25 protein-coding genes are annotated in these 25,515 nt (G+C 38.9%); 14 read left to right on the top strand and 11 right to left on the bottom strand.

All coding sequences use genetic code 11. The features are described 5' to 3' along the window. Positions 1-14 precede the first annotated feature (14 nt). The 3 genes from CH354_RS01715 to CH354_RS01705 are packed head-to-tail and all read left to right on the top strand — an operon-like array spanning position 15 to position 2,590. Entirely contained in the window at positions 15-1,385 is a 1,371-nt protein-coding gene (locus CH354_RS01715) for a hemolysin family protein (RefSeq protein WP_100726216.1), read from the top strand. Next, complete coding sequence (locus CH354_RS01710) at positions 1,386-1,916, top strand: phosphopantothenoylcysteine decarboxylase (RefSeq protein WP_100726217.1); 531 nt, start codon at positions 1,386-1,388, stop codon at positions 1,914-1,916. Beyond that, complete coding sequence (locus CH354_RS01705; RefSeq protein ID WP_100715593.1) at positions 1,913-2,590, top strand: phosphopantothenoylcysteine decarboxylase domain-containing protein; 678 nt, start codon at positions 1,913-1,915, stop codon at positions 2,588-2,590. The genes CH354_RS01710 and CH354_RS01705 overlap by 4 nt, the downstream gene beginning before the upstream one ends. On the opposite strand, the gene CH354_RS01700 is transcribed toward CH354_RS01705, so the two are convergent. Beyond that, positions 2,576-2,932 carry a DMT family protein gene (locus CH354_RS01700; RefSeq protein WP_100715592.1) on the bottom strand — a complete coding sequence of 119 codons (357 nt, stop codon included), beginning with the start codon at positions 2,930-2,932 and terminating at the stop codon, positions 2,576-2,578. The two genes, CH354_RS01705 and CH354_RS01700, sit on opposite strands and share 15 nt — an antisense overlap. A gap of 13 nt (positions 2,933-2,945) precedes the next feature. Further along, the gene (locus tag CH354_RS01695; protein ID WP_100726218.1) at positions 2,946-3,701 is read right to left on the bottom strand and encodes an SIR2 family NAD-dependent protein deacylase; all 756 of its coding nucleotides are present in this window, start codon (positions 3,699-3,701) and stop codon (positions 2,946-2,948) included. 74 nt (positions 3,702-3,775) lie between these two features. Between CH354_RS01695 and CH354_RS01690 the strand changes: the two genes are divergently transcribed. After that, on the top strand, positions 3,776-4,948 hold the full coding sequence (locus CH354_RS01690) for an aminotransferase class I/II-fold pyridoxal phosphate-dependent enzyme (protein ID WP_100728757.1): 1,173 nt from the start codon (positions 3,776-3,778) through the stop codon (positions 4,946-4,948). Positions 4,949-5,013: 65 nt separating this feature from the next. Here the strand turns inward: CH354_RS01690 and CH354_RS01685 are convergent, their stop codons facing one another. From CH354_RS01685 to CH354_RS01665, 5 genes are all read right to left on the bottom strand, one after another. After that, a complete protein-coding gene (locus CH354_RS01685; RefSeq protein WP_100715801.1) occupies positions 5,014-5,580 on the bottom strand; it encodes a cytochrome c-type biogenesis protein CcmH in 567 nt (188 codons plus the stop codon). A 77-nt stretch (positions 5,581-5,657) separates the two neighbouring features. Next, positions 5,658-7,865, bottom strand: a complete 2,208-nt coding sequence (locus tag CH354_RS01680; protein ID WP_100728755.1) for a heme lyase CcmF/NrfE family subunit — start codon at positions 7,863-7,865, stop codon at positions 5,658-5,660. Beyond that, the gene (locus CH354_RS01675) at positions 7,862-8,254 is read right to left on the bottom strand and encodes a cytochrome c maturation protein CcmE domain-containing protein (protein WP_100728754.1); all 393 of its coding nucleotides are present in this window, start codon (positions 8,252-8,254) and stop codon (positions 7,862-7,864) included. Before CH354_RS01675 ends, CH354_RS01680 begins: the two co-directional genes overlap by 4 nt. 100 nt (positions 8,255-8,354) lie before the next feature. Next, complete coding sequence (locus CH354_RS01670) at positions 8,355-9,131, bottom strand: YdcF family protein (protein WP_100728753.1); 777 nt, start codon at positions 9,129-9,131, stop codon at positions 8,355-8,357. 28 nt (positions 9,132-9,159) lie between these two features. Then, complete coding sequence (locus CH354_RS01665) at positions 9,160-9,699, bottom strand: hypothetical protein (RefSeq protein ID WP_243395917.1); 540 nt, start codon at positions 9,697-9,699, stop codon at positions 9,160-9,162. Here CH354_RS01665 and CH354_RS01660 point away from each other — a divergent pair. From CH354_RS01660 to CH354_RS01650, 3 genes are read left to right on the top strand one after another with little or no spacing between them, the layout of a single operon-like run. Next, positions 9,690-10,685, top strand: coding sequence for an MBL fold metallo-hydrolase (locus CH354_RS01660; RefSeq protein ID WP_239671062.1), 996 nt, complete (start codon positions 9,690-9,692; stop codon positions 10,683-10,685). The genes CH354_RS01665 and CH354_RS01660 overlap by 10 nt on opposite strands. 58 nt (positions 10,686-10,743) lie before the next feature. Beyond that, a complete protein-coding gene (locus tag CH354_RS01655) occupies positions 10,744-12,207 on the top strand; it encodes a sodium:proton antiporter (RefSeq protein ID WP_420843810.1) in 1,464 nt (487 codons plus the stop codon). 45 nt (positions 12,208-12,252) lie between these two features. Further along, positions 12,253-13,776, top strand: a complete 1,524-nt coding sequence (locus CH354_RS01650) for an aromatic amino acid ammonia-lyase (RefSeq protein ID WP_100726223.1) — start codon at positions 12,253-12,255, stop codon at positions 13,774-13,776. On the opposite strand, the gene CH354_RS01645 is transcribed toward CH354_RS01650, so the two are convergent. Then, on the bottom strand, positions 13,742-14,725 hold the full coding sequence (locus CH354_RS01645; RefSeq protein ID WP_100726224.1) for a DUF368 domain-containing protein: 984 nt from the start codon (positions 14,723-14,725) through the stop codon (positions 13,742-13,744). The genes CH354_RS01650 and CH354_RS01645 overlap by 35 nt on opposite strands. A 27-nt stretch (positions 14,726-14,752) precedes the next feature. Beyond that, entirely contained in the window at positions 14,753-15,760 is a 1,008-nt protein-coding gene (locus tag CH354_RS01640) for an MraY family glycosyltransferase (RefSeq protein WP_338092373.1), read from the bottom strand. 131 nt (positions 15,761-15,891) lie between these two features. On the opposite strand from CH354_RS01640, the gene dapA reads away from it, so the two are divergent. The 4 genes from dapA to CH354_RS01620 are packed head-to-tail and all read left to right on the top strand — an operon-like array spanning position 15,892 to position 19,447. Beyond that, positions 15,892-16,776, top strand: coding sequence for a 4-hydroxy-tetrahydrodipicolinate synthase (dapA, locus tag CH354_RS01635; protein ID WP_100715583.1), 885 nt, complete (start codon positions 15,892-15,894; stop codon positions 16,774-16,776). Next, a complete protein-coding gene (gene dapB / locus CH354_RS01630; RefSeq protein WP_100715582.1) occupies positions 16,769-17,572 on the top strand; it encodes a 4-hydroxy-tetrahydrodipicolinate reductase in 804 nt (267 codons plus the stop codon). The genes dapA and dapB overlap by 8 nt, the downstream gene beginning before the upstream one ends. Position 17,573: 1 nt before the next feature. Then, positions 17,574-18,404 (top strand): diadenylate cyclase CdaA, encoded by an 831-nt coding sequence (gene cdaA, locus CH354_RS01625; protein WP_100726226.1) that lies wholly within the window; start codon positions 17,574-17,576, stop codon positions 18,402-18,404. Then, positions 18,401-19,447, top strand: coding sequence for a CdaR family protein (locus CH354_RS01620; protein ID WP_100715580.1), 1,047 nt, complete (start codon positions 18,401-18,403; stop codon positions 19,445-19,447). Before cdaA ends, CH354_RS01620 begins: the two co-directional genes overlap by 4 nt. A gap of 78 nt (positions 19,448-19,525) precedes the next feature. Here CH354_RS01620 and CH354_RS01615 read toward each other — a convergent pair whose 3' ends face one another. After that, the gene (locus CH354_RS01615; RefSeq protein WP_100726227.1) at positions 19,526-20,422 is read right to left on the bottom strand and encodes an alpha/beta fold hydrolase; all 897 of its coding nucleotides are present in this window, start codon (positions 20,420-20,422) and stop codon (positions 19,526-19,528) included. Positions 20,423-20,499: 77 nt separating this feature from the next. On the opposite strand from CH354_RS01615, the gene CH354_RS01610 reads away from it, so the two are divergent. Continuing rightward, a complete protein-coding gene (locus CH354_RS01610; RefSeq protein WP_100728466.1) occupies positions 20,500-23,061 on the top strand; it encodes an adenylate/guanylate cyclase domain-containing protein in 2,562 nt (853 codons plus the stop codon). 26 nt (positions 23,062-23,087) lie between these two features. Here CH354_RS01610 and fliF read toward each other — a convergent pair whose 3' ends face one another. Further along, complete coding sequence (gene fliF / locus CH354_RS01605) at positions 23,088-24,788, bottom strand: flagellar basal-body MS-ring/collar protein FliF (RefSeq protein ID WP_100726229.1); 1,701 nt, start codon at positions 24,786-24,788, stop codon at positions 23,088-23,090. A 147-nt stretch (positions 24,789-24,935) separates the two neighbouring features. On the opposite strand from fliF, the gene CH354_RS01600 reads away from it, so the two are divergent. Continuing rightward, positions 24,936-25,184: an AbrB/MazE/SpoVT family DNA-binding domain-containing protein gene (locus CH354_RS01600; protein ID WP_100718367.1), complete on the top strand. Its 249-nt coding sequence runs from the start codon at positions 24,936-24,938 to the stop codon at positions 25,182-25,184. Continuing rightward, entirely contained in the window at positions 25,178-25,501 is a 324-nt protein-coding gene (locus CH354_RS01595; RefSeq protein WP_100718368.1) for a type II toxin-antitoxin system PemK/MazF family toxin, read from the top strand. Before CH354_RS01600 ends, CH354_RS01595 begins: the two co-directional genes overlap by 7 nt. Positions 25,502-25,515: the final 14 nt, after the last annotated feature.

Raw genomic sequence — 25,515 nt, 5'->3', positions numbered from 1 at the left:
GTGTTCGAGTTTCTATGGAAATAATCGGCATCTTTCTCATCTTCCTCCTTGTCTTTGTCAATGGTTTCTTCGTCGCCGCAGAGTTTGCGATGGTATCAATCCGCCCCTCTCGTCTAGAGGAGCTTGTCAAAGAAAACCGGGCCATGTCCCATATCACCAAAAAAGCGGTCTCCAAAATCGATGATATGTTATCGGTTTGCCAAGTCGGGATTACCATCGCCAGTTTACTCCTTGGTTGGATCGGTGAGGCCTTATTTGCGAGTGTTGTCTCTGGATTCCTACACATGTTTCATATTGAATTGGATCTGGTTACCATCCACAGTATCTCCATTGGTGTATCCTTCACACTCATCACTCTCCTTCATGTCATCTTAGGAGAGTTAGTTCCTAAAACATTGGCAATCCAGAATACCGAAGCAATTGCCCTCGGTGTTTCTGCTCCCATGTGGCTTTTTTATTATTTGTTTTTTCCTGTAACGTTTGTCATGAACCGATTGGCTGGTGGGATTCTCACTTTGTTCCGTTTACAACGAACAGGTGATAAATATGTCCATTCTGCTGAAGAACTCATGATCATCATCGAGGAACAAAGAAAACAAGGTCGTATTGACAATGCAGAAATGCAACTCATCCAAAAGACCTTTGATTTTTCCGAGCATACAGCGAAGGATGTAATGACACATCGTCTTTCTATCATTGGAATTCCACAAGAATCAACGATTGACAAACTACTTCCCCTCATAGCTGAACATAGTTTTTCGAGATACCCCGTTTACAACCAAACACTCGATAAAATTGTTGGGATTGTCCACGTCCAAAAATTTCTAAAATGGCAAGCGGCCCATCTTTCGGCCAAAGGCAAAAAAGAAAAAATCACAGTCATCATGGAAAAGGATTTTGTCAAAGTTCCTGAATCGATGTCGATCGAACGAGTGATGACAAAACTCCGTGAGAAAAAACAACATATGGCGATCGTGATTGATGAATATGGTGGAGTCTCCGGTTTACTCACGTTAGAAGATATTATTGAAGAATTTTTTGGTGAAATTCGGGATGAAACTGACACCGATGAAGTGGACGTAACCTCCAAAAATAAAAAAACCAAAACCATTACTCTTGATGGAGAAACCGAACTTTCTAGTTTAACTGATATCCTAGAAGGGGAAGAACCATCTGATATGGAAGAGGTTCGAACCATCGCTGGTTACTTTATGGAAAAAAATGAAGATATGCCCAAAGAAGGTAGTATCGTTCAAATTAAAAAAGGTAGCCTCAAAGTGAAAAAAATGGAAGGAAACAAAATCATTTCCATCCTCTTCACACCGAAATTAGAAGAAGACCACGATTCCGAAATGGAACGGGAATTGTCCTACGAGGATCGGTAAATGAAAGAAATCATCATCGCAGTTTCGGGTTCCATCGCATCTTATAAAGCTTGTGATTTGGTAAGAGGACTAACTAAAAACGGATACCCTGTGCGTGTGATTATGACGGCTAATGCCACAAAGTTTGTGGGTAAAATTACATTTGAAGCACTTACTAGCAAACCTGTTCGAGTTGATGAATTTGATACAGGGATGGCGCATATTGAAATCAAAAACATTGCATCAGTTTTTGCAGTTGTACCAGCTTCCGCAAACATCATTGGAAAAATGGCGAATGGAATTGCTGATGATTTAGTAACATCCACTTACCTTGCTTGTACTTCACCTGTGCTCGTTGCACCTTCCATGAATCCTGGGATGTACCTTCATCCTGCAGTCCAAAGGAATTTAAAAATATTAGAAGCTGATGGTGTACACATTGTATCTCCAGACAAAGGCATTGTGGTTTGTGGTGATGAAGGGTATGGCAAATTAGCAACTGTCGAATCCATTATGGAAGAGATCATCGCGCTTCATAAAAAAAATTCATGAATTTAAAATTCAAACGTGTTGTCATTACATCCGGTCCCACACGAGAGTGGATTGATCCAGTTCGTTATATTTCCAACGCTTCATCTGGGAAAATGGGATACGAAATTGCAAAGTGTTTTTTGTTATACCCGGTGGATGTGATTTATATCCATGGGAATACCTTGGAACGGTATGCCAATGTTCCAGGGGCGAAACAAAACTTAGAAGTCGAAACAACGATGCAACTGAGAGATACTGTTTTATCTCAAATGTTGGATGATACTTTACTTGTGATGGCAGCGGCTCCCGCAGATTTTCGTCCCATCATGACAGCAGAACATAAAATCAAAAAAGAAAGAAGTTCTGAAGGGAGTAAGGGATTGTTACTCGAATTAGAAGAAAATCCAGATGTTCTAAAACAAGTGGATGAGTACACCAAAGAAAACCATATCAAAAATTCGATCCGTGTTGGATTTGCTGCGGAAACAAATGATTTGGAAAAACATGCTAGAGAAAAACTTACCCGCAAAGGACTACATTACATCGTTGGAAATGTAGTTGGACATGGAAAAGGATTTGGGGAAGTAGAATCGATTTTACGTATCTTTGGTCCCAGTGGACTTGTGAAAGAGATTGGACCTTTGCCAAAAGAGGAATTGGCAAAGTCTCTCGTTCAATTTTTAGTGACTGTTTGAATTGTTACCAAATCCAAACGCAAAAAATCCAGCAAGTAAGATCAATCCAAAACTAACAATATAGTTCCACTTGATTTTTTCACCTAAAAACAAAGTGGCAAAAAGGATAAACACAAAGATTGTGATGATCTCTTGGATGATTTTTAATTGGAAACCTTCATATTTATAAACCGTATACCCGATTCGATTGGCAGGCACCATTAGCACATATTCAAAAAATGCAATGCCCCATGAAAACAAAATCACATAAAACATTTGGTTAGATTTTGCATATTTTAAATGGCCATACCAGGCAAAAGTCATGAAGATATTGGATAAAACAAGTAAAACAACTGTTAGCATAGTTAAGGATCCTTTAGTTTAGTGGTTCGTTAGGAAATACTTCATTCCAAATTTTAGGTAATACTTCTCCCGATTTTCCACCAAAGTGGTGTTTCATGGAAGGTGTAAGATTTGTTTCAGCCGGATTGATTTCAATCCCGATTGCTCCATTCCGAATGGCTGTGAGTGCCAATTGGGCGGGGACAGATACATTGGCACTTGTTCCAATCACAAAAACAACCTGTGCTTGTTTACAAAGTTCCCAACTTTTTGTAAGAAGTGTTTGGTCATACTCTTCTCCAAACCAAACAATGTCGGGCCGAAGTAAAGATTCACAATGTTTGCAATATTTAAGTCCAGGATGGTCCAACCCATCTTCTTCCAGGTCGAATTTTGCCGAACAATTTGTACACCTGGCGCGAAAAATGTTTCCATGAAGTTCTATGATGGATTCACTTCCTGAACGAGGGTGAAGTCCGTCTACGTTTTGAGTGATGAGGGAAACAGAACTTGATTTTTTTTGCCATTTGGCAATTGTTATGTGGCCAGGATTTGGATTTGCATTTTTACAAATATTCCTCCGCCAATCGTACCATTCCCAAACGAGTTCTGGATTATTTTCGAAAGCACCAGGAGTGGCTAAATCCTCAGCTCGAAAGTTTTTCCAAAGTCCTCCTTCCCCACGAAACGTTGGGATTCCACTTTCATTTGAGATTCCAGCCCCTGTCAGAAAGATGATACTCTTCGCTCTCAGAATTGTTTCCAAAGATTCTTGTGGTAATAAATCCATTTCTTTGGTTCATTCTAACAAATTCTTATAAAAATTAAATCGGAAAAAATTTTAGCCCAGAAAATCTGGTGAATGTGAGCCATCATTGGGAAGAAATTAAAGAAAAAATTGATTCCATCAAGGAAAAACAATTATTCCGCGAGACCAAAACTTACCAGGGAATTGATTTTTGTTCCAATGATTATATGGGTTTAGCAACTAACTCTCGTATGTTGGAATACTATCGCTCATTAACAGATTTGTATCCCTTTGGTTCGACCGCTTCACGGCTTGTGCGTGGAAATTATGATTCCATGAATATGTTCGAAACGGAATTTGCAAACTTTGTGAACGGAGAAGCCGCCTTACTAGTGGCCAATGGTTTTGTTGCTAATTTTGGTCTCATCGATTCCATTGCTGCGTCAAATTGTTATGTGTTCACAGACCGTTTGAACCATGCATCCATTTTGGATGGGATACGGATTTCTGGTGCCAAAAAAAAATACTACAACCACTTGGATTTACAACATTTGCAAACGTTACTAGACAAAGCAAATGCCGAAGACCCGAACCAAAAATACAAACGCATCGTTGTCACGGAATCCCTCTTTAGTATGGATGGAGATAGTCCCAATTTCCCCAAACTACTCACATTAAAAAAACAATATGGTTTTGTCCTCGTTGTAGATGAGGCACATGCACTCGGAGTGTATGGCAATGAAGGAAAGGGTATTTTGTTTCGGGATTTGTCTCACGAAGACATTCAATTGATTGATTACCGAGTGTATACATTAGGTAAATCGTTTGGACTAGAAGGTGGGATCATTGTAACAAAACAATTGGGAAGAGACCATTTAGTCAATGTCATGCGACCTTTTATATTTTCAACGGCACCACTTCCTATTATTTCTAAATTAGCAATGTATGCCTTACACTTATTACGATCTATGGAATCTGAGAGGTTTCATTTACTTGAGTTAACTAGGGAATTAAAACAATCTTTAGTAACCAATGGTTTTGCGATTACAAGTACAGAATCCCATATTATCCCTTTACTCCTTCATTCTGAAGCCGAAGCAATGGCATATGGGAAACGGTTACAAGAGATGGGTCTCGACGTTCGTGCCATCCGCCCACCGACAGTTCCCACTCCTAGATTACGGATCAGTTTGAATGCAAAGTTAACAAGGGAGGATATAAATTCCTTGGTTTCTGCTTTGGTCCAAATTCGGAAGGAGTATGGATCTGGATCTGTATCCTTTGCCTAATTGAGATGGGTATGCCTTCGAAAGTTTTCCTTGTCCGAATCTATACTAGCCACTTTCAGAATCCCCTAAGACTCTTCAAATTTGCGAATTTTTTCTTTGATGGCTTCTGTAGTGGAAGTTGACGGTGTTTGGGAATTTACTTGGGAAGAATTCGTTTTTTCTCGTGATTTTTTAGTTCCATAACGATAGATCCCAAATAATCCAAGAACACCTAATCCAAGTAAAGTGGCATTGATCCATGTATCATCAGGTTTAGCTAAGATTTTAGGTCCAAAACCATAGACGATTGAATCTACCATACCTTGGTTTCCATTTTCTTGGAACATGATGACAATGGGGTCATTTAATACAGAAGTACCAAATCCGTTTTCCATTTTGGATATGATTTCTCCTTCTGCCATTCCTTCTTTGATTCGATTTTCAATAAAACTTTTGAGATAACTGGACGCAGCACACATGTTAAAGGAACATGATTGGATGGGAAGGCTTGGCAAACAGATACATCGGATTTTTTCTGTGACCTTAAGGAAGGTTTGGATTTGCGTTTCTTCCTTTAAGTTTGTGGTTGTTTTTTGAGAGAATACATTACTTGTGATTCCCAAAAATAACAGTATATATACAAATCCACGCATTAGTTCACCTAGCGAAAAGGAACGAATGTTTTTTTTGAACATAGGCAATCGAAATGATTTTTGAGATTCGAGCCGTTTCATGTTAGATTTCCTTTGTTTTGTTTTTTCCTTTCGCCAATGGGGAGTAACAAAAAGATTCCAGACATAAAATAGAGTAAGGATCCAATCCAAATCAATTTTACCAGTGGGTTAATCCAAACTTCTAAGTTTGCTACAATTTGCCTCGGGAAATTGAGGAAAAGTTTGAGTTTGTCTGTTTCACTTCCTGGTGTGAAGTAATATTGCATGAACATGAGTGGTAAGTCAGGGTTTTCTGATTTTAGATCTGAAGTTTCGATGGCACCTAGTTGGATGTAAAAATCTTCTTTTGCCATAGAATGAATGGCTGGTTCACTTGTTGGAATATGAGTTTCGAAATCACCCGTTAGGTGAGAAATCTGTGGATAAAACCTGCGTTCTGTATCAAGTGTCGCAATTTTTTCCAATCCACGATAAATTCCGTAACTAGCTTCTTGGGAAACGATCACATTTTGAATGTTAGGTTCCCCGCCAAGTCCAGAGATGAGGACTGGTTTGATTTTGAGTGTGTTTGCTTCAATTTGGTATCCACCTATCATTGCTTTGTCTATGGATTGGTAGATGATTTCTTCTGAAGTAGGTGGTTGGAGTTCATAAAAGAATCGAACAGATGTATTGATTTTAAAGGCATTCCCAGCATAACCAATAAAAATAAGAACAAGAGAAAAGTGCACTAAATACCCACCATACCTTCTTTTGTTTTTCAGAAGTAAGTTTACCCCAGCTCGTAACAAAGATTCATCTTTGTGTTCCTCACGTCTCGCTTTGATTCCTCGGTAGTATTCTTGGATAATTCCTGCAATGGTAAAAACACCTATTCCCACTGTGAGAACAGAATACACTTCTGCTAAAACATCTCCATATTTGGAATCTGGTTTTGTAAAGTTTTGTGAATAAAATAGGATGTAGAGACCACCACCCAAAATTCCAAAAAGAAAAGGTTTGAGTAAGGTAGAAAAAAATACGGCTCCAGCACCTTTTCGCCAAGCAAGCAGTGGTGCCGAACCCATGAGTAATAATAAAAAGATTCCTGCAGGAACACCCCAAGAATTAAACCATGGAGCCTTAAATTCTTTTCCATAAAGAAGTGGGGAAAAAACACCTAACAAAATAGCTGCGGTCGAAAGCACCAAAAGAAAGTTGTTTAATAAAAAACTTCCTTCTTTGGATGTGATGGCTTCTAAGTTTCGTTCCGGTGTGAGATTTTTCCTTCGGTAAATCACAAACCCAGTAAAAAATAAAAAACTCGCTATGATATAAACAATGAAAGGAGTCCCGATTGTCGATTTGGAAAAACTATGAGGTCCTTCGAGAACACCTGAACGTGTGATCCAAGTGCCAAGTAAACTAAAGTGGAAGGCAAGGATGACAAGTAACATATTCCAAAACTTTAACATTCCACGACGTTCTTGGATGACTACAGAATGGACAAAGGCACTTGTGAGTAACCATGGCATTAACGATGCGTTTTCGACAGGATCCCAGGCCCAATACCCACCCCAACCTAACTCTTCGTAGGCCCATTTGGATCCGAGTAAAATCCCTGTTCCGAGAAAAAACCAAGAGAACAAAGTCCATTTGCGAATGAACTTCATCCAATCTTCTGAAAGTTGACCTGAGACAAGAGCTGACATCGCAATCGCAAATGGAATGGAGATACTCACATAACCAATGTAAAGAATCGGCGGGTGGATGATCATGGCCCAGTGTTGGAGTAGTGGATTCAGTCCTCTTCCTGCAGCCGCTTCGGGAACAAATTCGCGGAAAGGTTGGGCATCTCCATAAAACACCGCAAGGAAACTAAAAAAACCAGATAAAACCGCAAGGATGAGATTCATCATGGGGATTCGGTCTTCGATAGACTTCCTTGTTTGCCATAACACGATGAAGGTGAAAACATTTAAAATCAAATTCCAAAACAGTAAACTTCCTGATGACCCAGACCAAATCGAAGTCATTTTATAAAATAAAGGAAGGTGTTCGCTGGAATGCATCACCACATAATAGTTGCTATAGTCTGATCGTACAAGTTGTGTGAGTAAAACTACAAAGGTCAAAACAATGACAAATGGATTTGTCATGAGTGCCAAACGGCCAAGTTCCACAGCTTTTCGTTCTTTTGAAATGATTCCGTAAATGGTTTGGATGGCTGAAAAAATTAATATGGCAAGAGAGGCAGAAAGTAAGATGGTTCCTAAATTATTCATTTTTCCTCTGCATACCCTGCTTCATATTTGGAAGCACATTTTGCTTCGACATGACTTGCAACTAGGACTCCCTTTTCTAATTTCCCATCCACACGTGCCCTTGCTCCTTCTTTAAACGCATCTGGCAAAAGAGTTTCGCCTGTAAAAAAAACAGGAATGATTTGGTCGTTGAGTTCCAAATCAAATTTCGCTTTTTTTCCTTCGCGGACCAAACTCCCTGCGCGAACAAATCCCCTGACTCGTAAGTTTTGTTCCGAGTATTTGGTTGGATTGGCAGCAAGTTCAGAAGCATCGAGGAGAAGATACGATGTTTCTTGTGAGGAAAAATAAGCAATGCCTCCAAGAGAGATTGCAATGAGGAATAAAAGGGTTAAAAACTTACGATTCATAGTCCATTCTTTAGACGAAATCACGTCTTTCCTCTAAGCTCTCTGATTGGTAGTTTCGGTCAAACAAAAAGGTTACAACGAATCATTCAGAAAACCTAATTTACAGGTAGGATTTGGCACGGTAAACATAATACCCAACCCATTCCTTGATCGCAAATGTGGTAGTATCAAGATAACCAGCTGATGGTAAAAATAATTCGAATGCACCCGAATCCATTTGAAATGATCTATAATCGGTAGGGAAGAGGAACACATGTAAATTTTGTTTTTGAAAACAACCGGATGCACGTTTCATATGAAAGGCTGATGTGACAAGGATATAGGTTTTAAAATTTAATTTCTCTACGATTTTTTTCGTTTCGACTGCATTTTCATATGTATTTCTCGAATTGCTTTCTAAGATGATGTCAGATTCTTTTACACCTAAATCAATTAACAACGATTTGGCTAAAGTGGCTTCTCTGAATTCGTCAGACAATAATAAACCAGACCCGCCAGTAAAAAGGATTTTTTTGACTTTGCCAGCTTTGTAAAGACGAACGGCATCTGTAATTCGGTCAGCAGAATCTGTGAGTTCTGGCCTTGCTTTTACGGAAGAAATGGTTTGGATCATTCCACCGAGAACAATAGCTACATCCGCATTGGGAGTATCCTGGATTGAAATGGGAAGGTAATCTTTTTCCAAACTAGACACAAGTGAATTGGCAATATAAGAACTGGAAGTGAGGTATAAAAACAAACAGACTAGAAAAAAAAGAAACTTCGTTTTTTTGGGTTTGATGCGAAATAAAAGATACAAACAAAAGAGGAAAAAAACAGGTAAGGGGTAAAGAAATACAGTGAGGACTTTTGAGAAAATGAAGAATAAGGAATCCATAATCTAAGGATTCAAAACACGAGCAGTTTTACCAGTCCAAATCTGGCCCAAGAACTCCTATCCCACTGCCCCAATACTGAGAAGGGTGTGGGTAACGAACAGAAACACCAAGTGGGGAACGAGAATATTTCCAATCCCTTGCGATTTGTTTTCGCAATTGCATCTGTTCTTCTGAAACTCCCATTTCAGGTTCATTTAAGAACTGTTTGGTGAGCTCTACCCATTCTTTGATTGCTGCTGGGTTTTGTTTTTTTAAATCTTGAATAAGGATTCGTAATTCGAACTCAGCATCTTCCCTGAGATCCCTAGCAATTTCTGAAATTTCGGCATTGGAACCAAAAACAGTTTCGTTTCCTTCCGTACGATCGACCGCATCTCTCCATTTTGCATAGGCGATGAACAAATTTTTTGTTTCGTCAAATCGATACATTGTACCATGAGATTCTGCTTTGGATTCAGAAAAAGGCAATCGAAAAATCAGACTTTCCATTTTTGCTTCCGAACCGTCTAAAATTCGTGAAATGGAAAACCATAATCTCCCTTCTTCTGTCAATTGGATTGTCGGCAAACATCCTTGCTGATTCCAAAATCCTAAAAACACACCATGCCGAATCTGGATACCAGAACCCAAATCCAAATTTCAAACGGAAAGGTTTTTGGGATGTTTTTGCCTGGCAATGGGATCGATTTTTTTTACCGTACAGTTTGGACGCAAAATCCTATCCAGAATTTCCCATCGTAAAAAATGATGGAAGTCTCTTACAAAAGAATCAATCCAAACTTTCTGTGACTTGGGTAGGACATGCAACCACTCTTGTCCAAATTGATGGAGTGAATATCCTCACAGATCCTATCTGGAGTGAAAGATGTTCTCCACTCAGTTTTGCCGGACCAAAACGATACACTCCACCTGGAATCTCGATTACAAATTTACCTAAAATCGATATCATCATTTTATCTCACAATCATTATGATCATACTGACATCCCCACTTTAAAAACCTTAGAAGAAACATTCCATCCTTTGGTTCTCACTGGACTTGGGAATCGAAAACTATTGTTAGGTGCAGGATTGAAACATGTAAAAGAAATGGATTGGTGGGAAGAAGTCACATTTCGTTCGCTAAAACTCACCTTCACTCCGACACAACACTTTAGTGGCAGAAGTTTATTTGACCGTGATGAAACTTTATGGGGTAGTTTTATGGTCGTTGGTGCCAAAGAAAAAGTTTATTTTGCAGGTGATACTGGGTATTACACTCATTTTAAAGAAATCGCCAACCATTTTGGACCCATTGACATTGCGATTTTACCCATTGGTGCCACAGAGCCGAGATGGCTTATGGAACCAGTCCATATCGATCCGAACCAAGCAGTCCTCAGTTTTTTAGACCTAAAGGCTAAATACCTAGTTCCCATGCATTATATGACCTTTGTTTTATCGGACGAACCTCTTGATTCTCCTGTGCCCCGCACAAAAGAGGCAATGAAACAATCGGGGATCTCCGAATCGGCATTTGTTCCTTTAAAAATTGGAGAATCTCGCTTTTTTTAGTTCCAAGCGATTTCTCTTTCGGGTATGCTGTCCTAAAAAAAATAGGATGGTGAGCACGTTGAAGAAGCTTCTCACATTGATGGTTTTCCTGGTATGTTTGTCTGTGACAACTTCCGGGATATTTGCCGAAGAACCAACTCCGGTTCCAACCGAGACAACAACACAAGAGGAAACTGGGCATTCCTCTCATGGTGAATCCGTTCACGAAGAACTCCCGTATTGGACAGTCTTACCTTTCGTGGCAATTCTCCTTTCCATTGCGATTTTGCCGGTTGCCTCTCACAAAACAGCGCATTGGTGGGAAGATAATAACAACAAACTCATTTTAGCAGTTGGGCTAGGAGCAATTTCTTTTGTTGTATTACTTGTTTATGGATATAGCCATAACATCGTACACACTGTATTCTTTGATTATATCCCCTTTATCATTTTACTCGGTTCCTTGTTTTATATCTCCGGTGGAATTGTGATTAAAGGTGATATCCATGCAACTCCGCTGAACAACACTTTGTATCTCTTAATTGGTGCGGCTCTTGCGTCTTTTATTGGAACAACGGGAGCATCGATGTTACTCATCCGCCCTTTGTTAAAAACAAATAGCGAAAGAAAACATGTTGTCCATACGGTAGTATTTTTTATTTTCCTTGTTTCCAATATTGGTGGTTCCTTAACTCCACTGGGCGATCCTCCACTGTTTTTGGGATACCTCAAAGGAGTTCCATTCACTTGGACATTTAAGTTGTTGCCCGAGATGTTAGTAGCTGTTGCGATTCTACTCACTGTTTACTTTGTTTGGGATACAATGGCTTATAAAAAAGAAACCAAAAAAGATCTCAAACGTGATGATAAACTCGCAACTCCATTTTCCATCGGTGGGCAAGTTAACTTCATTTGGTTACTCGGAGTGATCTTAGCAGTTGCTTTTTTAAACAGTAACTACATTCCTCAAATCAACGAAACTCCAACACTTGGATTCATTCGTGAAGCGGTGCTCATTGCACTCATTGGTCTTTCTATGTTCACTTCAAAAGAAGAGAATCGAAAGTTTAATAACTTTACGCTTCACCCGATCCAAGAAGTTGCCTATCTCTTCATTGGAATTTTCATCACCATGATCCCAGCTCTTGTATTACTGGAAGCACATGGAAAAGAACTTGGAATCACTGAAAATTGGCAATTTTTCTGGGCAACAGGTGCCTTTTCTTCGGTGTTAGACAATGCTCCTACTTATTTAACGTTTGGATCGCTTGCATCGGGTCTTCTCACACCAGCAGGATCTGCTCCTCTCACCCTTGGCCAATTCATAGGAAATGTCCAAGCAGAAGAGATTTTAAAAGCAATCTCTGTCGGTGCTGTGTTTATGGGTGCGAATACGTACATTGGTAACGCTCCAAACTTTATGGTGAAATCAGTTGCAGAAGAAAACAAAGTGAAGATGCCTTCCTTTGGTGGGTATTTAGCATATTCAATGGGAATTTTAGTTCCTGTTTTTATCCTCCTCACTTTTATTTTCTTCGTCTAAGTTGTAACAACACCAGGGAAAATTTCCCTGGTGTTCCATCATTTCATGTTTCTCCATTTATCTGATTTATATTCTTTATCTCACTCTGGTTCGTTTTCACATCTTTCGGAAAGGAAAGTAAGATTAGAAACAGAACGTAAAACACTCGAATCAATCTTATCCTCTTCCAAAGAGAAACTCATTTATGGAATTCACACAGGCTTTGGTCCCCATGCATTCACTTCCAATGATGAATTAGATATCATTCAAAAATCACTGATCTATCATTTAACAGTAGAACCAGTGTTAACTAGTCATGGAACTCCTCATTCTCATTTAAGCCACAAAGAGGCAAGGGTTGTGGTTGCCGCAAGGCTCTTTAGTTTGTCACTCGGTGGTTCAGGGATTCGGTATGAAACCTTAGAAATTTTAAACGAACTTCTCGAATTGGATTGTATTCCCATCATTCCGGAAAGGGGTTCTTTATCTGCTTCGGGAGATTTAATTCCTCTCAGTTATATTCCTTTGGCTCTCCTCGGTGAATCTGGATTCACTGGTAAAGGAAACGAGTTAGGACCCACAAAATCCAATGGGAAACAATCAAACATCAAGGGCCTTCCTTGGACCCCTCATCCCAAAGAAGCTATCTCACTGACCAATGGAACAAGTTTTACAACAGCCCTACTTGGTTACCAAGTGATGGAATTTCGGAATTTGTTTTTGCTTACCATTGAACTTTTACAAAACCTATTTCATTACCATTCTGTTTTCCCTGATGCCTTCCATCCAGAATACCACAAACACAAACAATTTGTTGGCCCGAAGTTCATAGCAAGTTTACTCCATCCCATTGTGTCCAAAAATCCAAAATTGAAAGTGGAAGGAAAACGAATCCAAGACATTTATTCTGTTCGATGTATCCCACAAATTTTAGGTTCCATTTGGGATGAATTGGAATCGATAAAAATCATCGTAGAACAAGAATTAAATTCATTGTCTGATAATCCTGTTTTGATACCTACTTCTCTTGAGGATCAAACAAAGTATCGATTTGCCGAAGGAGGAGGTTTTTATGCCTCCCAGGTGAGTTTTGCAGCTGACCGGCTTCAAAATGCAATGGCAGTTTGGTTTACATGGGTTGATCGATTTTTAAACTATTTGATGGAACCAAAAGAAAACGATGAATTCCCTTTGATGTTGTCTGCGAAACCTGGGACCTATGCTGGATTGTCTGGACTAGGACTCATGTCAGCTCATCTAACAGCAGAAGTACGAAGAGATAGTATGCCAGGTTCGATCCAATCAATCCCAACCAATGGTAATAACCAAGATATTGTTCCCATGGGAGCGATTTCTGTTTTACGGAATCGTAGGACAGTTTTGAGTGCAACCAAACTTCTTGCTATCTTTGGTTATGCGGTATACCAAACATCTTTATTTGCAAAACGGAAAGAATTAGTAAAAGATTTTCAATTGTTTTCTGGTATGAATACGATGGAAAAAGACAGAAGTCTGGAGTTTGAAATCCAGACTTTGGTGGAACGAATCCGAAATACTACTTCTTCTCTTGTAGCGACTCCAATCGATTGAGTCCTAAACCTAATACCAAACCAAACACGAGAGAGGCGAGTGGGATTTGTGCTTCTTCAAAATCTTTTGGGAGTATATTTTTGGCAGTGGCAATCTGGATATCACGTTTCACTTCACCTGATCTACCTACAATTGTCTGTCCATTTGCATAATCCTTAAATGGCCAAAGGATAAAAAAGGAACCGAGGATGAGGCCAAGTAAAAATGTCATCGTATGTGATTTGTATTTCACAAATAACCATTTTACGATATGAGTGAAAATCAAAAGTCCAAGTAAACATCCAATCCCAAAAGCAGCTAAAAACAAAATCGAACCTGGATCTAATATGGTAGAAAGTTTACCGATGACGATTTGGTATTCACCTAATACGAGCATGATGTATGATCCGGAAATTCCGGGAAGGATCATCGCAGAGATAGCAATCACACCAGTAACAAATGCAAAGATTGGATTTTCAGATCCAGAGTTTTCTCCCATAAAAAAGCTAGGAACGATAGTGAGTAAAATTCCGGGGACTAAACATAACCAAACAACAACACTATGTTTTTCAATGAGATTGTAAGGGACAACTAGTGACGGAATGATGAGGCCAATAAAAAGGGCAAGAGTTGCTTGTGGGTGGTTTTGTAATAAGTATTGGATGACTTTTGCTCCAGAGATCACGGAAAGTAAAAGACCAAAACCAAGGAATACCAAAAACCAAAAATCGATTCGTTTCATTTCTAATGCAAAACGGTTTCGCACATCTTCTTTCCAAAAGCCTACAAGTAAGGAAAGGGAAACTTTGATGGTTTCCAAATTTAAGGAAGTGATAGCAGTGATGAGTCTATCATACAAACCCAGGATAAGAGCAAAGGTTCCACCAGATACACCAGGGATTAAATTGGCAATTCCAATGAGAAACCCATTGAGAATGCAAAAGAGAATTTCTTTTTTTGTAAGAGGCATATCGGAAAGGATGAATTTTTACAAACTTTAGGCAAGGTTTTTTCTAGTCACTGAAAACCAGACAATACCATAACATAAAATCGAAATCACAAATAAAATAAGGAAAATGGTAATTTTCCCAAAACCAAATTCTCTTAGTAAAAATTGGAAACAAACCACCATTACATTCAAAAGGGAAAATACGACGAGAGAACCAATTTTACCTAATTTAGTTTCGGTGAGTTTTTGGTACAAATGTTCTCGATGTGCTTGGAATAGGTGTTTTTTCTGAAAGAATCGTTTGATGAGGATTGTGACACCATCAATCCAAAAAAAAGGAAAAAGATAAAAATAGTCGCTAACATCCCAAAGGATACCATCTGAATTGTTTTGGTAAAGTAAGGGGAGAACCAATCCAAAAAATCCCAGTGCCAGGGACCCACTATCCCCCATGAATAATTTAGCTTTTGGGAAATTGTAAAAGATAAACCCAAACATGGAGACAAAGAGTACTGCGTACAGACTGTATCCTAAGTTTGGTTTGGTGTAAAAATTTGGTAAGATAAAACCTAGTGAAATAAAACAAATGGCGAATGTGGTCACCAAATACCAATCCATTCCATCCATAAAATTAACTAAGTTGATTCCAAATACCAAGAAGATTGTGAGAAAAACTATTTGTATAAAACTCGGAATCAATTCAAATCCCAAAAAACTTACATTAGGTTGTATACCCCATAAACAGAAAAAAACAATTCCTAATTCGACAAAGAGTCGGAGTTTCGGTGTTAAATGGTATAAATCGTCTACAAATCCTAGAATTGAAAATACAAAAACACCAGCTAACAAAAGATAAAGATCCAAAGGTTCGTTTAGAATGAAAAAAGGATCAATTCCTATCGATTCTGATGGGGTCAGTAAAAAGAGGAACGTTGAAAGGAGAAAAACAGGGATAAAAAACATTCCACCCGATTTTTTTGTGACCGTGTCATGCAAACTCCGTTCATTTGGCACATCTTTCACTCCAAAACGGGAAACCACATAAAATGTGTGCAAAATCAGGCTCAATATGCCCAGAATGAGGAAGGAAATGGGAAAAAAAGGAACCATTTTCGCAAAGTTTCTCAGATCGGGGTCTTTTGGCAGTTTTTTATTGCAAAAATCAGTCCCTCTTCGATGTTTAATTTATGTTTCAGGGCGTTTATACTGCGGTCATCACCCCTTTCCGCCAGGGGAAAATCGATTACGATCAATACTTTAAAATCCTAGAAAACCAGATCCGATCCGGAGTCGCTGGTGTGGTTCCTTGTGGGACAACGGGAGAATCTCCAACGTTATCCTACGAAGAACATAAGGAACTCATCCAAAAAACGGTGCAGATCGTAGCTGGCAAAATCCAAGTGATCGCGGGTACTGGTTCCAACTCTACAAAAGAGGCAATTGAGCTCACAGAGTCTGCCTGTGCCGATGGAGTGGACGGAATCCTTTCTGTGAATCCATACTACAACAAACCAACGCAAGAAGGGATGTTCCAACACTTTACCGCTATTGCAAATGTATCATCCAAACCTGTGATGTTGTACAACATTCCAGGCAGAACCAATGTAAATCTTTTACCAGAAACTGTCAGTCGTTTGGCAGCTCACCCTAAAATTGCAGCTATCAAAGAAGCAACAGGGGACCTTGGACAAATGGCAAAGGTGATTTCGCTTTGTCCACCCGACTTTGATTTGTTATCTGGTGATGACAACTTAACTCTTCCAGTTCTGTCCATCGGTGGAAGAGGAGTTGTATCTGTAGTTTCTAATTTATTCCCACGTGCATGTGTGGATATGGTATCCTTATACCTTCGTGGTGATCTGGAAGCTTCCAAAAAAATTTACTACAAACTACTCCCCGTATTTGTGAATGCTTTTATCGAAACAAATCCAATTCCAATCAAAGCCGCTATGAGTTGGTTTGGTTATTGCAGTAATGAACTCAGATTGCCAATGACTTCGTTGTCAGAAGGGCATGCAGCCGAGTCATTTAAAAAAATCGTATTCCAATTAAAAGAGGAAGGCATTGTCTAAAATCAAAGTTGGTGTGATTGGTGCTGGTGGTAGGATGGGGAAAGCCATCATCCAAGTCTTATCTATTTCCAAAAAATCAGTATTAAGCGCTGCTGTTGTGAGAGAGGGTGCAATTTATGCTGGTTTTGATTCTGGAAACCATGCAGGGATCAAAGAAACTGGAATTCTATTATCTTCCGACTTACAAAAAGCAAACGAAGATTCTGATGTGTTAATTGATTTTAGTACCCACACTGGTTTTGAATCCATTCTCAATACAGCATTAAAGAACCATAAACCATTGGTGATCGGAACGACTGGTCTTACTGATTCTGATAAAACTCTAATCAAATCGGCTTCTGAAACCATCCCAATTGTATTTTCTCCCAATATGTCTGTTGGTGTGAATTTACTCTTTAAACTGACTGAAATTGCAGCAAAAGTTTTACACGAAGATTTTGATATCGAAGTTTTAGACATCCACCATAGGCATAAAAAAGATGCTCCGTCTGGTACAGCGATGTATTTAAAAGAAGTTTTATTAGAAGCAAGTAAACGAAATGAAGAAAATGTGATTTATGGTCGTCATGGTATGTACCCAGAACGTGACCAAAAAGAAATCGCAATGCATACGATGCGTGCTGGCGAAGTCGTTGGGGAACACACTGTTTATTTTTTTAGTCCAGAAGAACGGATTGAGATTACCCACCGTGCCCAAGATCGTAAAACATTTGCTAGTGGGGCTGTGAAAGCTGCTGAATTTTTGTATGGCAAATCGAAAGGTTTGTACAATATGTTTGATGTTTTAGGAATATAAATTGGATTTTTTTCGAGGATTATACATCATTCCATGGAGTAAAAATTATATCTCCATTAGTTTAGATGTACTCATCGTCGCATTTTTAATTTACAAAACCTACACAACTTTACGTAGAACAAGAGGGATTCAACTTTTATTTGGAGTGGGGATCATTTGGATCTCAGGAAGTTTAGCTGAATATTTGGGTTTTGAGTTACTTGAATGGATCTTAACCAATATTCGGCCAGCACTTGTTTTTGCCATCATTGTTCTTTTACAACCTGAGTTACGACGTTTAACAGGTGACTTAGCAAGGATTCGACTCCTTCGTTTATTCTTTTTAAAACCTACATTTGATTTGGATCCAATTGTCGAAGCCGTTAGGGCCATGTCTCAAGAAAAAATTGGCTCTATCATTGTACTTGTAAAAGACATTAGTCTTAAAGATATATCAGAAAATGCGGTCCCAATGGATTCCATTGTAACCTCTGAAATTTTACAAACCATCTTCTTTAAGAATTCACCACTCCATGATGGTGCTGTCATCATTGAACAAAACCGAATTGTTTGTGCTGCCTCTTATTTGCCTATGAGTAGTTCTGTCGAAATTTCCACATTGGGTGCAAGGCATAGATCTGCTCTTGGACTTTCGGAAGAAACGGATTCGATCATCATCGTGACTTCTGAAGAAACAGGAGATATCACTATTTGTTATGAAGGGGAAATGATCCATCCAGTGAAACCCTTGGAGTTAAAGGCTCTTGTCAGTGGTCTGATGTCAGGAAATAAAAAATCAAAAGACGAATCACAAAGAAAATCGAAAGATAAAGATTCCGGTGTCATCATATGATTTTGAAATTATTTGGGAAAATGGTTCGCAATTGGAAAGCAAAACTCATTTCACTTATCATTGCTAGTATCTTTTATGTAAATTTACAAAACTCCAAAGTTTTGATCAAAACAGTGAATGTTCCCATCGACTATCCAAAGTTATCTGGTAATTTGAGTTATTCAAAAAACCCAGAAAAAACCATTCCAGTTCGAGTGGAAGGATTAAAAGATGTAGTGAACTATTATTCTCAATTTATGAAGGCTGTGATTGATCCTGAAGATGTCCAATTAGGTGTCACAGAAGTTCCAATCAAAAAAATTGTTGGTGTACCGAGTGGTGTCAAGGTAACAAAGCTCAAAAAAACGGTTCCTGTAGAGATAGAATCCAGAGGACTTAAGGTGGTTCCAATTGAAGTTGTATTTGAAGGGAATCCACCTGCTAACTTTGAAAAGTTGACTCAAATATTAAGTCCTCAAAAAATCACACTCAGTGGTAAACCTCAAGACCTTGAAAAAATTAATAAAGTAGTTCTGCCAGAAATTTCACTTGTAGATCGAAAGGAACCATTTGCAAAAACGGTAAAAATCCCAGAATTACCAAAGGGTGTGAATGTCCTTGGTTCTCGTGATGTAACGGTGAATGTAAATATCATTCCCCTTTCGTATAAAACAGGAGAACAAACTGCCGCAGGAATTCCCATCGTTTGTTCTGGGTTAGATCCAAAACTAGATGCAGAACTTTCAGAAGAACAAGTTGCAATTCGTTATTTTTCCTTAAAACCAATTCGTTCAGCCCAAATCCTAACGGGCATTACGGCTCAAGTTCCTTGTAATTATATCTTTGATCCGATTAAAAATAAAATTGTCCCTGAGTTACAACCACAGGTAGCAAAGGTTAGGATCATCAAAAACAAGGATTTAAAAGGGATCGAAATATTACAGATCAGTCCTGAAAAAATCGAAATTCGATACAAAGTCAAAGAACAAAATCTCGAACCTGATAATATTGATGATGGAACGGGAATGGAAGGGATCACCCCACATCCTTCCGATCGATCCTAAAGACCACTCATTTGATTATAAGAAGCGATTTTTAGATATCGAAGGGAATTTAAACTAACAACTATTAGGTTGTATTCGTTATTTTAGAAATTCATAAATTTCTTTAAAACTTTCGTCTGGGTTTTCCCACATTGGGTAGTGCCCAATATTTGGCCAACGAATCAGTTTTTTATGTTTTATGGGAAGTTTGTCAATTTCGTCTGCTAAATGACTACCGCTGACAGGGTCTTCTCCTCCATTGATAAATAAAAGTGGAACTTCTGTTTGTAATAGAGCATTTTTCCAACGTTCGCCATGGTATCGTCTTTCTTTGATGTACTTTAATAGTTTATGAGGGATAAGCACTTTATTTGGATAGGTGATGAGTTTCCATAGGACGGAGATTTCTTTCTCTGTTGGTTTTGTGTTTTTGCCAAAAACATCACTGAAAGCTACACCGAATTTTTTTTCATCATAAAACTTCGCAAGAATTGCACCTAAGATTGGAGTGGCGAGTAGCTTTTGTTTGAAAGTAGGTCTATGCAAATGTGGGAATAAACCACCGTTAAAAAACACTGCACCATCTATTTCATACTTACGTTCTTTTGATTCTAAGTGACGAGCAAGGATTTCTTGGCCTACACTCACTGCATAGTCATGGAAAACAAATTTAACACGTTTGAGTGCATTTTTCTCAATAAAGGATTCGATGATATCCGTTTGTTCGACTAACGTATATTCGTGTTTGATTGGTTTTGAAGAATAACCGAAACCTAAAAAATCGATTGCAATGGTATTAAAGTATCTTGTTAATCCATTGTAAATTTTGGAATAATCCCATGAAGAAGTTGGGAAACCATGTAACAAGATTAAGTTTTGACCTCTTCCTTCTTGGATATAGAAGATTTGGAATTTTTTATATTCAAAAAATTTACCTGAGGCCAGCCATTCTGTAGCGTTCTTTTTTGGGAAATTAAGATCTAACATATCCGACATAGCACAACAATTCGAGAAGTGAGTCAAATAGAAGAAATGACTCTTTTCTCAATAATTCATAGCCGATCTTATATAGGATGGATTCATATTCTCTAATTTATTTTGTAAAACCGGAGGGAGTCATCTCCAATTGGGAATATTTTTGGTACCAAATTCCATATGGTGCTCCTGGAATTTTGACATTTGTTGTCGGTTTATTTCTTAGTTATTTTGCGTTTCAAAAGTTTCGTAAATCAAAAGAAGACAATCGTTATTTTCATCTCAATCTGACTATATCGTTTATCAGTTTTGGATGTGTCGGCCTTGTATTAACCACAAGAGCTTGGATCCAAGATGTAGAAACACTAGTTTTGTGGAATGATTTATTGTATTTTTTTGTTGCCCCTCTAGCTCCCACCGCCTTTTACCTAGCCTTTCACATGACGGGGAAACAAAGTAAACTCTTGTTATACTATTCTTATGTTTGTTGGTTTGCAAGTTTTGTATTGTACGTAGGAGTCATTTTAGGAAAAGGTTTTGAAACTACCGTCTTTGAATTTCCATTCGGAAAGTATCCTCGTGGAAGTGCATTTGTAAGACCTTGGGGGATCCTTGCACCTTTGGGATACTTTTTACTCATCCTTCCATCGTTTATCAAACATTACCATTACATTCGAAAACATTACCATTTAACATTATTTCACGGCGTTAATTTATTATTTTTACTCACAACTTTAAATGCTCCGAGTATCTTGGGTTTCAAAGTGTATCCTGGTGGGTTCTTTTTATTCATTCCAATGTTACTCGTCGCCTATGGAGTGTTCCGTTCCGATTTTTTTGATGTGAATGAACTTTTATTCCAAAAGAATGGGATGTTCTATTTTCTATTTGCCTTACTTTCTTTTGTTTTGATTTTTATTTCCTTTGGAGTTTCCTTTGGGCTTTCACCAAATGCGTATGAATCAGCAAAATGGTACCCTTGGGGGATTCCTCCCGTCATTTCTGTGTTTGGTGCTGTTTTTTTATCAATCATCGTTGCGGGGGCAAATCCATCAGCTAGGATCAACCAACTTTGTGCCTTTGCTCTCATTCTCACCGGTTTTTATGTAATCCAGTCAGTACCATTAAAATTAAACATATCCTATGTTGTACAACTTCGAATTTCGCAGATGACCTTTGTGGCATTTGCGTTTGCACCGAGTATTATGGTGCGACTCGTTTTTGAAGCGATTGGCCAAAAGTCACCTGGTTGGTTAAAATGGATCGATTTACTATGTATAATCGCGGCGATCTTAGCTCCTTCTCCTTATTTGTTTGTAGGGTATTATGATTACCCTTGGTCAAGAGTGCATCATGGAGGTCCCGCAGAACTTCTTGTTGGTGCTAATGGAGCCATTGCGTTAGTATTGGTTTTGATTACCTTCCTTCGGAACAAAGGGTATATCAACTTTGCCTCCAAGTGGATCATTGGATCTTTTTTGTTGTCGGCTTTGTTACTGTTAGCAGCTTTACTTCCAAGTCACGGAATTCCTATTTATCCCATTGCCGATTTTCAATTCATTCCAGCATTTTTACTCGGTTATGCAGTGCTTCGGCATGGTGCATTGTCATTAGAAGGAAGAACCATCCAATTAAGCCAACGTTTGGCAAACCTTGGACTCATCACAATGGCCATTGCTGCTATTTTGTATTTCCCTTTGATACGAGAACAATACGGAGTGGGGGAATCTGCTTTCCATCTCACAATGATTGTTTTGCCACTGGTTCTATTCAATTATCTTGTGGTATACATCATGTCAAGACCTCTTGCTGAAGAACTTGATATCAGTTATTTTTTGTTAGATTTAGAAAAACAAAAAGCAGATGAAGAAAGAGAAAAGGCCCTCATTGCACAAGACAAAGCAGAGGAAGCACGAGAAGAATCCGAAAAACTTTTACTCAATATCTTACCATACAAAGTGGCTCAAGAACTCAAAACAAAGGGGAGTGTGAATCCAGTTCGTTTTGAGAACGCTACTGTCTTATTCACAGACTTCAAAGGATTTACCAAAGTAGCAGAAGGAATGGATGAACAAAGTCTCATCGAAGAACTGGATGCTTGTTTCACTCAGTTTGATGAGATTATCCTTCGTAATAATTTGGAAAAATTAAAAACCATTGGGGACAGTTATATGTGTGCTGGTGGTTTACCTGTGGAAAATCGAACAAGTGCCATTGACGCTTGTTTGGCGGCACTCGAGATCCAAAGTTTTATGAACCAATTAAAGGAAATCAAAACGGCACTAAACCTTCCCTTTTGGGAGTTACGATTGGGGATTCACACTGGCCCTGTTGTTGCGGGGGTAGTGGGTCGGTTTAAGTTTGCGTATGATATCTGGGGTGATACTGTGAACACTGCCTCTCGAATGGAATCAGGTGGTGAGACAGGGAAAATCAATGTGTCTAAGGAAACATATGAATTAGTGAAATATTTTTTTGTCACTGAGTATCGTGGCAAAGTCCATGGGAAAAATAAAGGGGATTTGGATATGTATTTTGTCCACCGCCTAAGGCCTCGTTATTCGCAAGACCCAGATGGAAAGGCACCTAACCAATACTTCCGAGAAGTGTATTCTCGGATTTCTCGTGGTGCCAACATCCGTTGGAAAAAAGAATCTTAACTGATAAATAGTAAGTATCAGTTAACTTACGTTTGTTCCTCTTCTGCAAGCCAAGTGCGTAACAACTGCGCAACATCTTCTGGTTTTTCTTTTGCCAAGTTGATTGCGTTTTCGAGAAGTTCTCGTCTGAGTTTTTCGTCGAGAGAGAGTTCGACTTCCGCTCCCCCTTCGTCCATCACACGGAGAGCTGCTTCTCTCATCATTTGTTGTTGTGCAGCAAGTTCTTCTTCTCTGAGTCTTCTTCTTCTTGCGATTTCTTTTTTGATCGCACGGTATACTAAGATGGCAAGGATGAGTAAGATGAGAATGACAAGGGATGCAATCACCATATTTCGGATGGCACGTTGTCTTTGGAATTCTTCATCTTCAGCGCGGAATTGTTCTGTTCGATCTTTTGGAATGGTGATGACACTGATTTGATCACCACGTGACCTTGTGTACCCAATGGCGGCTTCCAAGTTTTTACGAATGAGTTTTAAGTCTTGTTCCGCAACTGGAATGTACTTACGATCATAACCCATTCCATCTTCACGTTCTTTACGTTCCCAAACTCCATCCACAACCACAGACAAACCAATCTTTTCAATTTTCCAAGGTTGGCGTTTGATGTCTTTGACCCGTTTGTTAAATTCGTAGTTATTGATGTTTTCGTCTTTGGAATACTCAGCCTTTTGGTAGTCGGTATCTTTGTATCCAGGAGGAAGGTTTGGTTCTGTACCAGCAGGTCCATCTGGAGTAAATCCTCTTCCTTTAAAGGATTCTTTTGTTTCCTTGGATGATACTTTTAAGGAATAACCATCAACAAGCTTACGTTCGTTATATGGTGTGTCAGGGTTATCTTCTTCCGCAACAACTGGTAATACTTCGTTTTCCGTTAAGGATTCTTGGTCCCAGTTGAAAGAATATTCAAAACGAGTGATGTCCACTCTGTCTTCTCCACCTAAGTACCAACGTAAGGTATTTCGGATGTCGATGAGACGTTTGACACGTTCTTCTTCTTCGATTCTGAGTTTTTCTTGGACAATTCTTAATTCTAATCTTTCTTTTTCTAAGTCTTCTTCAAAATCAGAAATGATTTTTCCATCGGGATCGGCAACACTTACGTTTTCTGGTTTGAGTTTAGGAACAGCTCTTGCCACTAAGTTCACAATCCCTTTGATTTCTTTTTTGCTAATTCCTTCTACTCCTGGTCGGAAGTGTAAAATCACACTCGCTTTGACGGGGTAAGAGTTTGATTCAAACAAATCCCCTTCTGGGATGGCAATGTTGACATCTGCTTTTTCGATGGGGCGTAAGGTGTTAAGCGACTTCTCAATCGCACCCTTTAACGCTCTGTACTTTTTGATGTCTTTGTCAAATTGTGTTTCAGTGAATTTTTCAATATCAAAGAGTTCCCAACCGGTAACTCCCGCTGGGATCAAATTCTCTTGTGCAAGTTTGGTTACAATTTCTTGCCTTTGTTCCGGATCCACTGTGATGACACTGGTCTCACTCGAACCATACGAATACCCAAGGGCATCTAATTTTTTTGTAACTTCTGAGAAGTCTTTGGAATCCAAGTCTTTGAAGAGAACCACTCGGTTCCTTTGAGAGGAAACATTGGAGAGGATGATGATGGCCACCACCACAACTGCAAGTACCCCAGCCAAAATCATTTTTTTGGTTTTGTCGAGTTTGTTGAATAACTCTTTTAGATTATCAATGATCTTTTGCAGTGGTTCAGGCATAGTTCGGGCCTCGTAGAGATTTGAGACATAATGCCATGAATTCCCCAAAATGTACAAGTACTTTTCGGGGGGAAGGTGGGAATTGAGGGGGTGAGTCGTAGTTTTGTTTGACGGTTGGTTTTGTTTGTGATTACAATGTAATTACATATGAGAGTAGCTGTGATTCAGATTGGAAATTCCAGGGGGATTCGGATTCCGAAGGCAGTTTTAGAGGAATGTCATATTGATGATACAGTGGATTTGAAAATCGATGGGGAAAAAATCATCATCTCTCCTGGTAAAGAGAGACCAAGGAAAACTTGGGCGACCCAATTCCAAGAGATGGCAAAACAAAATGATGATTCATTGGTCCTGCCTGATGACCTCGACTTAGAGGCTGAGGACTGGGAATGGTGATCACACAGTATGATATTTATTTAGTCAATTTAGATCCAACCATAGGGCACGAGATCCAAAAATCAAGACCCTGTATTGTCATTTCTCCCAATGAGATGAACCAATTCATCCGTACTGTGATGATTGCACCAATGACTACCTTGATTCGAAATTACCCAACGAGAGTTCCCATCACCTTCCAAGGCAAAAAAGGTTCGATTGTTTTGGATCAGATACGAACAGTAGATCGATCTAGATTGATACAAAAACTAGGTGCGTCCGATCCAAAAACAAATCAGAAAATTAAAAAAGTCATTAAAGAAATGTTAGTCGATTGATAAACCTTCTGGAT

The sequence above is a fragment of the Leptospira levettii genome, from assembly GCF_002812085.1.
GTDB lineage: Bacteria > Spirochaetota > Leptospiria > Leptospirales > Leptospiraceae > Leptospira_A > Leptospira_A levettii.
Note: the sequence above shows the minus strand (reverse complement) of the source record. Positions and strands in the feature narration are given on the sequence as shown.